Below are 12,423 nucleotides of genomic sequence, written 5' to 3'. Positions count from 1 at the left end.
GACATCCAGATGGGGTGACATGCGCCGAGGTGTGAGGTTCGTGCCGCTGGCACTGCTGCTGACCGGGATCGTGGAGGTCGCGGTCTTCGTGCTGCTCGGGCGGTGGATCGGGTTCGGCTGGGCGATCCTGCTGGTGCTGGCCGTGTCGCTGTTGGGGATGGCCCTGCTGCGTCGGGAGGGGATGCGGGCCTGGCGGGGGCTGCGGGCCGCCGTGGAGGGTGGCCGGCCGCCGGGCAGTGAGGTCAGCGACGGGCTGGTGGGGCTGCTCGCCGGGCTGCTGCTGGCGATTCCCGGGCTGGTCACCGGGGTGGTCGGGCTGCTGTTGACGGTGCCGGTGTTGCGTCGGCTGGCACGGGGGCAGGTGCAGCGGATGGCGGAGCGGCGGGTGTCCGCTCAGGTCGCCGGGGATCTGTTCGGGCCGCGCCGGGTGCGGGTGCGGCGGGGTCAGCCGCGACCGGACACGGGTCCGGAGCCGACCGAGGCGACACCTCCGCCGCCGGCCGCGCCGGGTGCGGCGATCGAGGGCGAGATCATCGAGCCGCGCCGGCCCTGACCGCCGCCGGCGGCTGGCAGACAGACGGAACCGCCCTCACGGCGGGGCCGTGAGGGCGGTGGTGTGCTTTCCGGTGAGCGACCGGTCAGGCCCGGCCGCGCCGGGTCCGGACCTCTTCGAGCCGTTCGGCGAGAATGCTCTCCAGTTCGGCGATCGAGCGGCGCTCCAGCAGCATGTCCCAGTGGGTACGCGGCGGCTTGGCCTTCTTCTGCTCCGGCTCGCTGCCGTCGATCAGCCGGGCGACGCTGCCGTCGAACTTGCATTCCCAGGTCATCGGCACTTCGGCATCGACGGCGAAGGGTACCTCGAACTGGTGGCCCTTGGCGCAGAGGTACTCTCGGGTCTGTCGCGGGGCAAGCTCGGTGTTGCGGTCGGACTCGTAGCTGACTGCTCCCAGACGGCTCCCGCGCAGCATGCGCTCGCCCATGATCGGCTTTCCCCTCGGTCGTGGTGCTTGTTCTTATCGGTGTAACGACAGGTGCCGGCTGGGCGATTCCCGCCCGCTGGCAGAAACGTACAAGTGGTCAAACGCTCCGAGCGTAGCCGGATCTCCTCACTGGTGATCGAGATCACCGGCGCCGGTGGTGAATTGCGAGATATGTCGTTCTGCGTCGGCTGTCCGGCTTCCGGTGGGCCGCACCGGGCGCCACCGCGTCCCGGGGGCTCGCCGCCCCCGGTGGTAGGGCCCGGCCGCAAGGTGCCGATCACGACTCGGCGACCGGTTCGGCCGGACGGGATCCGGCGGATGCGGGTCGGCCGGGCGGCGGGTCGGCGACGGCCCGGGCGCTGAGCCCGGCCAGCGCGGCGGCGAGGTCGCTGACCTGGGTGGAGAGCTGGCCGGCCCGCTCCCGGGCCGCGTCCCGGTCAGCTTCCGCCACCGACAGGCGTACCGTCAGCGCGTCGAGCCGGGCCTCGGCGGCGGCCGCGGTGTCCCGCGCGGCCCGCAGGTCGGCCCGGGTTCGCTCCAGGTCGGCTCCGGCGGCAGCGGCCGTCGACCGGGCCCGGGTGGCATCGTCGGCCGCCCGTTCGGCCTCGGCCCGGGACCGGGCCGATTCCTCGGCCGCGCTCTCGGCGGCGGTCCGGGCCTCGGCGGCCAGGGCCTGGAAGCGTTCCGCCTGGCTGAGCGCCTCGGCGGCCGACCGGGCCGCCCGCGCCGAGGCGGCCCGGGCCGCGTCGCGGTCCCGGGTCGCCTCGGCGAGTTCTCCGGTCAGGGCGGCCAGCCGCCGCCGGTCGGCGTCCGCCTCGGCGCGCAGCGCCCGCAACTCCCGGCGGGCGGCGTCGCGGTCCTGCTCAGCCTGGGTACGCAGCGCGGTGGCGGCGAGCGCCGCGGCCGTCTCGGCTGTTGCCCGCTCCGCGGTCCGGGCGGCCCGCTCGGACTCCTCCCGGGCGGCGGTTCGGTCGGCGACCGCCGCGCTCGCCGCCTGCTGCGCCTGGCGCAGGGTGACCGCCGCCGTTTCGGCCTCCCGGCGGGCCTCGTCCCGTTCGGTCTGCGCCGCCGCGATCTGGCTGGCCGCCTCGGCCCGTACCTCGGCGAGTCGGCGTTCCACCCCGGCGGGGGAGAGCTCGGCGTGCAGCGCCTCGGCGAGTGCCTCGGTGACCTGGTCGAGCCGGTCGACGACCTCCCAGGTGCGGGCCACCTGGCCGGCCAGCCCCGGTGCGTTGCGGTGCCGCATCCGCTGGTTGCGGGAGGCCCGCTGGCATGCGCCGTCGTTGTCCCGGCAGTACCGGAACGGTCGGCCCGCCGCCGCCCGCTGGGGCACCGGCCGTCCACAGTGGGCACAGGGCCGGGTCTCGACCGGCGGCTCCGGAGTGGGGTTCTGCGCGTCCATCGCCGGGGAAGTCTAGTGCGCCTCCCGCTGTGCCGGTGGGGCTGCCGCCGAGGCAACCGCGGTGCCGTGTAGCGGAGTGAGGCGTGATAGACACCGGGCGTGGATTGGCAGTCGGTGTTCGCTCCGAGTATCCCGGTCTGGGAGGGACCCGTTCGCGGCACGTTCTGGTGTTGCTTGTTCTCTTACGCCTGGTTGGGCAGCGTGAAACGGGCGGCCTGGGGATCTCACTGATCCGTCGGGATCAGGAGGCGACGGACCCCGTCGAGCCCCCGGAAATCCGTTGACGGCGGCCGACCCCACATCGGCGGGCCCGGCCGGACCTGGGCGGTCGCCGCCCACCGCGTGCTGCGCGGTCAGGGGACCGGCGGCCAGGGTGTCTGCCGGGTGTGGTGATCCAGGAGGCGGGTGAGCAGTTGCACGAACTGGTCGCGTTCGGCGGGGAGCAGTGGGGCAAGCAGTTCCTCGTGGAGGTCGTCCAGAACCTGGTCGAGGCGGCGCAGCTGCCGACGCCCCTGGGCGGTGATCGTGATGACGTTGCGGCGGCGGTCGTCGGGATCCGGTGCCCGTTCGACGAGGCCGCGTTCCGCCAGTTCGTTGAGGACGCCGACCATGTCGCTGCGGTAGATGCCGGTGCGTCGGCTCAGTGCCGCCTGGCTGCCCGGGCCGTACTCCTGCAGGGAGGCCAGCACGGCGTAGTGCCACCTGCGGGAGTCGACTGCGGCCAGTCCCTGGGTCATCAGCCGGTCCGACTGCGCGGACAGATGTGCCAGCAGGCGACTGGCGCGTCGGCGCAGCCTTTCCGGTGTCGTGATGCCGCCTTCGTCAGGCATGTCCGCGCCCTCGGCTCTGCTGGTCATGACGCTGATCATAGCCGGTTGCGTTAGTCAGACTAACGATGTACGTTTCGTTCCAGCGGTAAACGTTAGGACGATAAACGTTAGGTCCGTAAACGAATCGGAGGTCATCATGACGACCACAGCCCAGGTCTTCGGCACCGCACTCATCGGCCAGACGGAGAAGGCCCTCAACGCGATCCTGGACCGGCAGCTCGCCGGGACCGGCGTCACCGAACCCCAGTGGGTGACCCTGACAATGACCGTGGCCAGCGACCGGCCCACCGACCGGGCCGAGCTCATCCGCCGGGTCGGCGGTGCCACCCAGTTCAGTCACGCGGCGGTGGCCGAACGCATCACCGAACTGACCGCCGCAGGGCTCCTGCGCGACAACGGCGACGGCCGCGTCCAGGTCACCGACGAGGGGCAGGCACGCTGGACGCAGGTCCGCACCGCGATCGGCCCGATCACCCAGAGACTCTGGGGCGATCTGCCGGCCGAGGACCTGGCCACCGCAGGCCGCGTCCTGGGCGTCGTCCTGGACAGGGCAAACGCGGCACTGGCCGGCCCCTGACCACGCGTCGCGCGACGGAACCCATACGGCCGGGCAGGAGTCTGGTTCCGTCGATCGTCACGGTCTCGGTCGTTGCTCTCCGGCCGGTTGGTTGTCGGTCCGGATCGCGGTGAGACCCCAGGTGGCGTAGGGCAGCGTGACGGTGCCGCCCAGCCGGTCGACCGCGGCGCTCGCGGCCGCCAGTACCTCTGCCACCCAGTCCGGCGGCAGACTGGTGAGGCCGCCCGAGGTGGGTATCAGGCCCAGCAGTTCGTCGCGGGTGTACGAGCGCTCCCAGTCGTACCGCCACAGCTCGGGCTCGTCGAACCCGCCTGCCTCGCGGATCCCGTCCGCGGCCCTGGCGTACAGCGCCCGGTAGCCGTCCAGGATCGAGCCCACGGACCGGTCGGCGAGGTTGATCGGCGAGTCGGGGGCCACCCGGCGGTACGCCGCGGCGAGGGCGTCCGCCACGGTGGGCGGCAGCTGGTACACGTGCCCGAACGGCGCCAGCACGCCACCCGGACGCAGCACCGCCGCGGCCTTCGACGCGCCGGCGACCGGGTCGACCCAGTGCCAGGCCGTGCCGGAGACGACCGCGTCGAAGGTGCGTCCAGCCGGCTCCCACGCCTCGAACGTCGCCACCTCCACCCGCAGGCCGGTTCCCCGCGCGAAGTCGGCCATCCGCGGATCGGTCTCGACACCAAGCACCGAGCAGCCGGCGGCCAGGAACTGGCGGGCTTCGATGCCGGTGCCGCAGCCGACGTCGAGGAAGTCGGAGCCGGGACTCGCGGCCACGATTCGCTCGATCATGGCGTCGGGGTACGGGGGCCGGTTCCGGTCGTACCGTTCCGGGTCTATCCCGAACGACTCCGCCATGCGACGGTGCCGGTGCGGTTCCGGCACGGGGGAGGGCGATATAGTGACCATGCGCCCACTCTAGTGGGCGTGTGCCCACTAGAGCAATCCTGCTCGTTCAGCCAGGGAAGGGACGCCCGTTGCCGACCGGCATAGCCCTGCGAGACCCACGTCAGCAACTCTTCGAGGCCGCCGTGCGGGTGCTGGTCCGGGACGGCGTCACCGGCCTGACCAGCCGGGCGGTCACCACGGAGGCGGGTGTCGCCAAGGGCGTCCTGCATCGCCACTTCGCCGACTTCGACGCCTTCCTCACCGAACTGGTGCTGGACCGCATCGCCCTGATCGAGGCTCAGGCCACCGCCCTGCGAGACGCGGCCGGAACAGGCACCGTCGCCGACAACCTGACCCGAGCCCTGATGACCTTCTTCGAGCCGGTCACCGTGGCGATCGTGGTCCTCGTGATCGCCCGCGACGAGCTACGCACACGGCTGCGTGCCGCCGGCACCACCCGGCTCCCACTCGTCGGCGAGGGCACGGCCATGATCGCCGGCTACCTGACCGCCGAACGCGACCACGGCCGGATCGCGCCCGACGCCGACATCGCCGCGCTCGCACCCACCCTGATCGGCACCGCACAGTTGCTATCCACCGAACAGGACGGTAGCCCACCGCAGCCTTCTGCCGTCCGCAACGTGGTGACCACCATCCTGGCCAGCGCCCTGCCCTAACCGCGCTCCTCCCAACAGGCTGGGTCTGTGGATCTACCGGAGGCGTCTCTACCTGGAGAGCCGCGATTCCGATCAGTGAATCGGCGACCGGCCTGTCGACCGACCGCCGGTCCCCGGGGTGAGCGCGCGCGGACTGTCGCGGTCCCGGCCGGGCGGGCAGCGTCGCCCCGCCCGGCACCTCCCTGGCTAGTCCCCGGCCATCACGGTGAAGGTGAATCCGGTACTCGTCGAGCGGCGCAGCGTGATGTCGCACTTGACCCGGCGCAGTACCTGGTTCCTACTGAGGCCGAGCCCCTGCGCGATGAGCCGCTCCGGGCGTACCGGTACCGGATCCTCGAAGACGACCTGCACCTGGACCGGCCATGCCGCGTCGAGCCAGGCCGACGGGGTGTCCAGCCGCCAGGCCCCGGTCCAGTCCAGGGTGAAGCGGTTGCGCCTGGCCAGCAGCGGATCCAATAGCCAGGACGCCACCAGTTCGGGATCGTTGACGCGGTAGCCACGAAGCTCGGCTGGATCGAACGAGCTGACCGGCGTTCGCTCGTGCACGGTGAGCTTGCGTGTCCGATCGCAGGCCACGCAGCGGACCAGCAGCCACACGTCCAGCAGCTTGCTGTTGGCGTTGACGCGGAACCTGCCCTCGCCGGTGGTGGCCGATTCTGACCGACAGTTCACGCACCGCAGCGACAGCAGCGGCAGCCTGGTCCGCCGAACGACCCAGGGCAGCACGATATGAGGTGGTGAAGACATGAGCTCTAGACCTGATCTCTTTGGACCTGACACGAGGCCGAATGCGCGCGGCCTCAAGCGCCGTATGACCGGGCGCCCGTGGGCGGCCCGGCAGAACCGACGGGAGTCGTCGGCTACAGGTGGGCGGTGGAAGGTGTCAGGTCTGGAGAGCGGGCGGGGTCACGCGGTCTTTTCCTCTGTCCTCACGATGACGGGCGTAGGCAACCTATGGGACCGTGCCAGGTGGGCTCAACCGGTTTCCGACCCCGGGTTGAGCTGCGCCTCAGCCGGCGGCTGGGAGGCGGTAGACGGAGACGTGGGATCGGGACTCGGCGGTGAACTCCGAACCGATCCAGTCCGCGTGCCGGGACTCCAGCTCGAAGCCGGCCAGCTGTGCCATCAGATCCAGTTCGGCCGGCCAGATGTAGCGGTGCGGGCTGCGGAACAGCCGCGCGTCCCGACCGTCGCCGAACCGGAAGTGGTGGGAGACCACCTGCTGCCGCAGGACGTCGTAGGTGTCCAGACCGATGTAGCCGGTCCTGGCCCCGAAAACCACCGCCTCCTGGCCGAGCGGGAGTTTGCGCAGCTCAGGCACCCAGAGCTCGATGACGAAGCAACCGCCGGGCAACAGGTGACGGGCGGCGTTGCGGAAGCACGCGACCTGCTCGGCCTGGGTCAGCAGGTTGGAGATCCCGTTGTAGACGAGGTAGACCAGGGTGTACTGACCGTCGATGGTGGCGGTGGCCATGTCGCCGACGACGACCGGGATCGTCGTCTCGTCGGCCTTGGTACGTAGCTGGTCGACCATCGGGCGGGACAGTTCGATCCCGCTGACCGGTACGTCATGCGCGGTGAGCGGGACGGCCACCCGCCCGGTGCCGATGGCGAACTCCAGCACCGGTCCGGTTCCGGCAAGCTCGGCAAGGCGGTCCACGGTGGGTCCGAGAACCTCGGGCGCGAACATCCCGCTGCCCGGGGTGTCGTAGCGGCGGGCGGCGTCGGCGTCCCAGATGTCGTCGTGGCGCATGTCACCTCCTGGCGGTGTGACCAACGATCGCGGCCGGTGCGGCTGCTGTCCATCGAGTTAGCCGCAGCGCGGTGGATCGGGCGTTGGCCGAAATCTCCGCCGTCACCCGCCGCACCGGGAGGCCGGGCCGGCCGCGCCAGCGCCCCGAAAGGGGCGAGGCGGGGGCCGGGATTGCGCCCCGGATCGGCTCAGGGCCGCTCGTCCTCCGCAGACGCGCCGGTGATCATCGAGACGATCTCGTTGCGGCTGGTCTCCTCGATGTCCCGGACGCCGACCTGGCGCCCCCGACGCAACACGACCACCCGGTCGGCGATCCGGAAGACCTGGTCGAGGTTGTGACTGACGACCAGCACGGCGGCGCCCCGGTCACGCAGCCTCATGATCAGCTCCTCCACCTTGGCGGTCTCGGCCACGCCCAGCGCGGCGGTCGGCTCGTCCATCAGCACCAGGCCACTCGCCCAGTGGGTGGCACGGCAGATCGCCACCGCCTGCCGCTGTCCGCCGGAGAGATCCCGGATCGTCGCCTTCGCACTGGGAATGCGCACGTCCAGGGCGTCCACCAACTCCTGGGTCTCCCGCGCCATCCGGCGCCGGTCGAGCAGTCGCAGCGGACCGCGAGTCAGTTCACGGCCGAGGAACATGTTCATGTACACCGGCTGCGAGTCGGCCAGGGCCAGGTCCTGGTAGACCACCTCGACACCCTGGCGCCGGGCGTCGGAGGCATCCCGGAACGCCACCGGCCGGCCGTGCATCCGCAGGTCGCCCTCGGTCGGCTGGTACACCCCGGAGATGATCTTTACGAGGGTGGACTTGCCGGCGCCGTTGTCGCCGACGAGGGCGGTGATCTGCCCGGCGACCAGGTCCAGGTCGAAGCGCTCGATCGCGACGACCCCACCGAACTGTTTGCGGATGTCGCGTAGCTGCAACGGCGGGGCGCTCGTCCCGGCCGGGGGAACGGCGTTCCGGGTTGCCGTGCTCATGATGCTCCTCCCGTACTGCCAGTCGCGCGGGCACGCGCATCGGTGCCGCCCCGCGGATCGGTGCTGTCGAGCCGGATCGGCGTGGAGCCGTCGGCGGCGTAGACCCCGGGCACGGCCGGGGTGCCGGACCGGACGCCGGTCAGGCCCGCGGTCAGTGCCCGGGTGACGAACGCCTGCGGCCGGAACCCGAACAGGACCGTGTCGCCGGGCGCGACGGTCGGTACCGCACCGACGTCGGCCATCGCGTAGTAGTCGATCGCCTCCGGTGCGGGCATTTCCACCTCGACCAGGTGGGCGTCGTCGAGACCGCCGCCCTGGGGCACGATCAGGGCGCGGGTGCCGCCGAGCCCGAGCACGGGGTCGACGTAGAGTCCGCCGCCGAAGACGTAGGCCTGACCGTCCCACAGGTGGGACACCTCGCTGACGTACAGCACGGCCGGCTCCTCGACCAGGTCGGCGACCGCGTGCCAGGGCGTCGTGCCGGTCAGTCCGTGCCCGGGCTCGACCTGCGTGGCGCCGGCCTCGGCGAGCATGGCCAGGACCGCGGTGGAGGTCGTACCCGGAGCGTTGATCTCCACGTGCGACCGGCCGGCGGCCCGCAGCGCCGCGGCGGCGGTCCGCAGGGTGTCGAGGTTGGGGGTCGCAACGACCCGGCCGACAGCCGGGTCGAACAGCTGGGTCGGGAAGCTGGTGACGCCCGCGAACCGCGCCCCGGGGAGGGCGTCGAGCCGGTCCGCCACCGCGACGATCTCGTCGGCTGGATAGCCGCCCTCGTGACCCCGGTAGAAGCGGTCGCCGGGGGCCATGACCCGGGCGAGCAGTGCCTGCTCCCGGCCGCTCGCGGCGCTCGCGGCCGCCGCCTCGCCGGCCTTGGTGTCGTCGAAGACGGTCCAGTACCTCGGGGCGAGCGCGGCGGCGGTGGCCGCCTCGTGCCGGGGAATCTGCACCAGATGGCCGAGGTGGCCGATGTCGAGCCCGCCGCGCCGGTCGGCGAGCGCGCACCGCAGGTCGACGCCGACCGCCTCGGTGATGCCGGCGTCGCGGATCGTCCGGCAGAAGTCGGGATTGCGCCCGACCTGTTTGGTCATCGCATAGGTGGACAGCCCGAGGCGGTCGGCCTCGCCCCGGATCGCGGCGGCGTTGACCGCGACCGTGTCCAGGTCCAACGCGTAGCAGTTGGCTGGCAGGTCGCCACTGTGGTGCAGGGACGCGGCGGCGGCCAGCAGGCCCGGGTTGCGTCGGCGCAGCAGATCCAGAAACATGCCTTGCTTCCTTCCTGGTCAGCCGCGCTTCTCGCGCAGCGAGAGGGAGACGGCCACGAGGATGATCGCGCCGCGCGCCATCATCTGCTGGGACACGGAGAGCCCGGCCAGGATCAGGCCGTTGTTGAGCATGCCCATGAGCAGGCTGCCCAGCAGCGCCCCGACGATGGAGCCCTTACCGCCGAACAGGCTGGTCCCGCCGACGATCACGGCGGCGATCACGGACATCAGGTCGGCCTCGCCCAGGGTGTACCGGGCGCCCTGTAGGCGGCCGGCGTACAGCAGACCGGCGAGGGCGGCACACATCGCGCTGCCCATCAGCACCATGATCTTGACGCGGACCACCTTGATGCCGTTGACCCGGGCTGCGGCCACGTTGTCGCCGACCGCGAGGGTGTGCGCCCCGTACCGGGTCTGCCGCAGCACGAAGTAGCCGACCACCACGGCCGCCGCCGACCAGAGCACCAGGCCGGGGATGCCGAAGATCTCACCCTGGCCGAAGAGGGCGAGGAACGCCTCGTTGCCGACCGGTACCGACTGGAGGCCGGTGACCTCGCGGGCCAGCCCGGCTACCGCCCCCATGGTGGCGAGGGTGACCAGGAAGGAGGGCAGCCGGACGAGGGTGACGAAGACCCCGTTGACCAGGCCGACCGCCGCCCCGGCGGCGAGCCCCGCGGCCGCACCGAGCAGCATGTTGTCGGTCTCCCGCAACGTGACCGCGCCGACCAGCGCGGAGAGCGCGACGACCGAGCCGATCGACAGGTCGATCTCACCGGCGGCCAGTACGAAGACCAGCCCGACCGCCATGACGGTGATCGGCGCGGTCTGGATGATGATGTTGGTCAGGTTGCTGGTGGTCAGGAAGCCGTTGCTGCCCTGGGTGACGGCGAAGAACAGGAACACGACGGCGAAACCGATGTAGACCACGTAGTCGCGCCAGTTGACTCGGCGCCAGGTCGGCCGGCTCCTGGCCTGCACCGCCGCATCGGTCTGGGTCATCTAACGTCCCTCCGCTGATTCGAACGAGGTGCTCCGGTCAGGCTCGGTCGCGACGGGCCGCGGCACCGAATCGAGCTGAGGCAGTAGATCGGGATCGATCCCGGCCTCCTGGCGGGCGACCGCGACGGCGCCGAGCAGGCCGGCCCGGTCGCCGAGCCGGCTGGTCTTGATCACCGGTGCGTTCGCGCTCAACGCGGCAACCCAGCGCCGGACCGGTTCGACCAGCTCGATCCGGGAGCCGATGCCCCCACCGAGGATCACCGCCTCCGGGTCGAGGACGGCAGTGACCGCAGCGACGCCGAGGGCGATGAACCGGGCCTCCTCGTCGATCGCCACCCGGGCGTCCTGATCGCCGGCCGCAGCCCGGTCGAAGACATCGGGGACGCTGGCCGGCTCACCGCTCGCCGTGCGGTACCGGCGGGCGAGGGCAGCGCCGGCCACCGCCTCCTCCAGCGCGCCGCGAATCTGGTTCGCCGGATCGAACGGATCGGTGCCCAGCGGCAGGTAGGAGATCTCGCCGGCCGCGCCCCGAGCGCCGCGGACCAGTTCCCCGTCCAGCACGATGCCCATGCCGATCCCGGTGCCGACCGCCACGAAGACGAAGTGCCGGTGGGTACGTCCGCTGCCCAGCCACCGCTCCCCGGCGGCCGCCATGTTGACGTCGTTGTCCAGCACCACCGGGTGTCCCAACCGGTGGACCAGCTCGGCCCGGATGTCGAGGCCGCCGAGTTCGGAAACGTTCGGGGAGAGTTCGACCGTGCCGGTCGCCGGGTGCGGGGCGCCGGGCAGACCGATCGCGCTGACCCGGACGTCGGACCAGTCGACGCCGCCCCGAACGGCCAGTTCGCGCAGCAGGGCGTCGATCTGTGCGGCGACCGCCGTCCCGCCCCGGGGATCGGTGGCCAGCACGTCCTCGGCGACGATGTGACCGGCGAGGTCCGCGAGCGCGGCCCGGAGCTTGGTGCCGCCGAGGTCCACCGCGGCGACGTACTCGGTCGGACCGGCTGGCGAGCGAGGATGCCCGGCCATCAGCCGACCGTCAGGAGTCGGGCCGGGTTGGCCACCAGCATCTGGTCGAGCGCCTCCGGCGGCACGCCGAGCCGGGCGAGACCGGGCACGATCTCCCGGCCCAGGTACGAATAGCCGAGGCGGCCGTGCGTGCCCGGGTTCAGGTACGCCTCGGCGCCGGTCAGGTCCATCGAGAGCAGGATCCGGTCGGCGTACCCGTCCCGGACCAGCCCGGCGAGCACGTCCAGCCGGGCGCGGTCCGGCCGGTGGTACGCCCGCTTGCCGAACTCGCCCTCCGGCAGGTTCGCGGGCAGCGGGGCGAGTACGAAGTCCCAGATCTCCTTGCCGAGCGTGTCGAAGGCGATGTTGACGCCGGTCGCCAACACCGTCCGCAGGTAGTCCGGGTCGGGGTTGATGTCGAGGTGACCGATGACGACCCGGGAGAGGTCGGCGTTCTCCTCGCGCAGGATCTCGACCTGCTCCAGCGCCATCGTGCCGTGCGTGGTGTGGGTGTTGACCGACAGCCCGGTGGCGACGTGGGCGCGGGCGACGGCTCGCAGGCACTTCTCCTCGTGCGGGGTGATCTCGTTCAGCCCGGTGGCCTGTTCCCCGAAGATGCCGACCTTGACACCGGTGTCACCGACCCCGACCGTGGCGTCGGCGACGAACCGCTCCCGCATCTCGTCCACGCTCGCGTCCAGCGCCCAGCGCGGCGAGTACGGCTCCAGGTAGACCGCGGACCCGGCGACGATGTGCAGCCCGGTACGCTGGGCCACCTCGCGGAGCAGGGTCACATCGTGACCCACCACCTCGTACGGGGACAGGTCCACGATCGTGCCGAAGCCCAGTTCCGGCAGGCCCCGTACCGCGTCGACGGCGAGGTCCGCGCGGTGGTCACCGGCACCGCCGGACAGCCACGGCCCGGGCACCAACGCGCCGAGGTGCTCGTGACTCAGCACCCGGCCGAGCGACTCCGGGGCCACTGGCCCGAGGACTGTCTGGACGTACCCCATCTGGCTTCTCCTTGCCCATCGCTTCGCCCTCGGTCGCGTCACCCGGCCGAGGGCTGG

14 protein-coding genes are annotated in these 12,423 nt (G+C 71.8%); 3 read left to right on the top strand and 11 right to left on the bottom strand.

Features of this window, described 5'->3' with window-relative positions:
• The first annotated feature begins 19 nt into the window (after positions 1-19).
• Entirely contained in the window at positions 20-553 is a 534-nt protein-coding gene (locus tag ABNF97_RS19080) for an FxsA family protein (protein ID WP_130463030.1), read from the top strand.
• A gap of 85 nt (positions 554-638) precedes the next feature.
• Here the strand turns inward: ABNF97_RS19080 and ABNF97_RS19075 are convergent, their stop codons facing one another.
• From ABNF97_RS19075 to ABNF97_RS19065, 3 genes are all read right to left on the bottom strand, one after another.
• Entirely contained in the window at positions 639-980 is a 342-nt protein-coding gene (locus tag ABNF97_RS19075) for an RNA polymerase-binding protein RbpA (protein ID WP_130463029.1), read from the bottom strand.
• Between the two features lie 277 nt (positions 981-1,257).
• Positions 1,258-2,382, bottom strand: coding sequence for a hypothetical protein (locus ABNF97_RS19070; protein WP_349339307.1), 1,125 nt, complete (start codon positions 2,380-2,382; stop codon positions 1,258-1,260).
• Positions 2,383-2,735: 353 nt separating this feature from the next.
• The gene (locus ABNF97_RS19065; protein WP_130463028.1) at positions 2,736-3,239 is read right to left on the bottom strand and encodes a MarR family transcriptional regulator; all 504 of its coding nucleotides are present in this window, start codon (positions 3,237-3,239) and stop codon (positions 2,736-2,738) included.
• Between the two features lie 109 nt (positions 3,240-3,348).
• Between ABNF97_RS19065 and ABNF97_RS19060 the strand changes: the two genes are divergently transcribed.
• The gene (locus ABNF97_RS19060; protein WP_349339306.1) at positions 3,349-3,789 is read left to right on the top strand and encodes a MarR family winged helix-turn-helix transcriptional regulator; all 441 of its coding nucleotides are present in this window, start codon (positions 3,349-3,351) and stop codon (positions 3,787-3,789) included.
• Between the two features lie 57 nt (positions 3,790-3,846).
• Here ABNF97_RS19060 and ABNF97_RS19055 read toward each other — a convergent pair whose 3' ends face one another.
• The gene (locus tag ABNF97_RS19055; protein WP_349339358.1) at positions 3,847-4,644 is read right to left on the bottom strand and encodes a class I SAM-dependent methyltransferase; all 798 of its coding nucleotides are present in this window, start codon (positions 4,642-4,644) and stop codon (positions 3,847-3,849) included.
• Between the two features lie 119 nt (positions 4,645-4,763).
• Here ABNF97_RS19055 and ABNF97_RS19050 point away from each other — a divergent pair, with 119 nt between their 5' ends.
• A complete protein-coding gene (locus ABNF97_RS19050) occupies positions 4,764-5,351 on the top strand; it encodes a TetR/AcrR family transcriptional regulator (RefSeq protein WP_349339305.1) in 588 nt (195 codons plus the stop codon).
• Between the two features lie 186 nt (positions 5,352-5,537).
• Here the strand turns inward: ABNF97_RS19050 and ABNF97_RS19045 are convergent, their stop codons facing one another.
• The 7 genes from ABNF97_RS19045 to ABNF97_RS19015 form a co-directional block, all read right to left on the bottom strand.
• On the bottom strand, positions 5,538-6,098 hold the full coding sequence (locus tag ABNF97_RS19045) for a DUF1062 domain-containing protein (RefSeq protein WP_349339304.1): 561 nt from the start codon (positions 6,096-6,098) through the stop codon (positions 5,538-5,540).
• 262 nt (positions 6,099-6,360) lie between these two features.
• Positions 6,361-7,104 (bottom strand): methyltransferase domain-containing protein, encoded by a 744-nt coding sequence (locus ABNF97_RS19040; protein WP_349339303.1) that lies wholly within the window; start codon positions 7,102-7,104, stop codon positions 6,361-6,363.
• Positions 7,105-7,292: 188 nt separating this feature from the next.
• Positions 7,293-8,084 (bottom strand): ATP-binding cassette domain-containing protein, encoded by a 792-nt coding sequence (locus ABNF97_RS19035; protein WP_349339302.1) that lies wholly within the window; start codon positions 8,082-8,084, stop codon positions 7,293-7,295.
• Positions 8,081-9,346, bottom strand: a complete 1,266-nt coding sequence (locus tag ABNF97_RS19030) for an alanine racemase (protein ID WP_349339301.1) — start codon at positions 9,344-9,346, stop codon at positions 8,081-8,083. The genes ABNF97_RS19035 and ABNF97_RS19030 overlap by 4 nt, the downstream gene beginning before the upstream one ends.
• 18 nt (positions 9,347-9,364) lie before the next feature.
• Positions 9,365-10,345: an ABC transporter permease gene (locus tag ABNF97_RS19025; protein WP_349339300.1), complete on the bottom strand. Its 981-nt coding sequence runs from the start codon at positions 10,343-10,345 to the stop codon at positions 9,365-9,367.
• The gene (locus ABNF97_RS19020; RefSeq protein WP_349339299.1) at positions 10,346-11,374 is read right to left on the bottom strand and encodes an ROK family protein; all 1,029 of its coding nucleotides are present in this window, start codon (positions 11,372-11,374) and stop codon (positions 10,346-10,348) included. It abuts the gene before it with no gap.
• Complete coding sequence (locus tag ABNF97_RS19015; protein ID WP_130463018.1) at positions 11,374-12,366, bottom strand: phosphotriesterase family protein; 993 nt, start codon at positions 12,364-12,366, stop codon at positions 11,374-11,376. Before ABNF97_RS19015 ends, ABNF97_RS19020 begins: the two co-directional genes overlap by 1 nt.
• Positions 12,367-12,423: the final 57 nt, after the last annotated feature.

The organism is Plantactinospora sp. B6F1 (assembly GCF_040120695.1).
GTDB lineage: Bacteria > Actinomycetota > Actinomycetes > Mycobacteriales > Micromonosporaceae > Plantactinospora.
The sequence above is the reverse complement of the archived record's forward strand: the minus strand, read 5'-3'. Positions and strand labels throughout refer to the sequence as shown.

What these genes read in the sequence shown, in the direction of transcription:
- ABNF97_RS19080 (WP_130463030.1), top strand. Translation starts at nt 20, where the DNA reads ATGCGCCGAGGTGTGAGGTTCGTGCCGCTGGCACTGCTGCTGACCGGG.
- ABNF97_RS19075 (WP_130463029.1), bottom strand. Translation starts at nt 980, where the DNA reads ATGGGCGAGCGCATGCTGCGCGGGAGCCGTCTGGGAGCAGTCAGCTAC.
- ABNF97_RS19070 (WP_349339307.1), bottom strand. Translation starts at nt 2,382, where the DNA reads ATGGACGCGCAGAACCCCACTCCGGAGCCGCCGGTCGAGACCCGGCCC.
- ABNF97_RS19065 (WP_130463028.1), bottom strand. Translation starts at nt 3,239, where the DNA reads ATGACCAGCAGAGCCGAGGGCGCGGACATGCCTGACGAAGGCGGCATC.
- ABNF97_RS19060 (WP_349339306.1), top strand. Translation starts at nt 3,349, where the DNA reads ATGACGACCACAGCCCAGGTCTTCGGCACCGCACTCATCGGCCAGACG.
- ABNF97_RS19055 (WP_349339358.1), bottom strand. Translation starts at nt 4,644, where the DNA reads ATGGCGGAGTCGTTCGGGATAGACCCGGAACGGTACGACCGGAACCGG.
- ABNF97_RS19045 (WP_349339304.1), bottom strand. Translation starts at nt 6,098, where the DNA reads ATGTCTTCACCACCTCATATCGTGCTGCCCTGGGTCGTTCGGCGGACC.
- ABNF97_RS19040 (WP_349339303.1), bottom strand. Translation starts at nt 7,104, where the DNA reads ATGCGCCACGACGACATCTGGGACGCCGACGCCGCCCGCCGCTACGAC.
- ABNF97_RS19035 (WP_349339302.1), bottom strand. Translation starts at nt 8,084, where the DNA reads ATGAGCACGGCAACCCGGAACGCCGTTCCCCCGGCCGGGACGAGCGCC.
- ABNF97_RS19030 (WP_349339301.1), bottom strand. Translation starts at nt 9,346, where the DNA reads ATGTTTCTGGATCTGCTGCGCCGACGCAACCCGGGCCTGCTGGCCGCC.
- ABNF97_RS19025 (WP_349339300.1), bottom strand. Translation starts at nt 10,345, where the DNA reads ATGACCCAGACCGATGCGGCGGTGCAGGCCAGGAGCCGGCCGACCTGG.
- ABNF97_RS19020 (WP_349339299.1), bottom strand. Translation starts at nt 11,374, where the DNA reads ATGGCCGGGCATCCTCGCTCGCCAGCCGGTCCGACCGAGTACGTCGCC.
- ABNF97_RS19015 (WP_130463018.1), bottom strand. Translation starts at nt 12,366, where the DNA reads ATGGGGTACGTCCAGACAGTCCTCGGGCCAGTGGCCCCGGAGTCGCTC.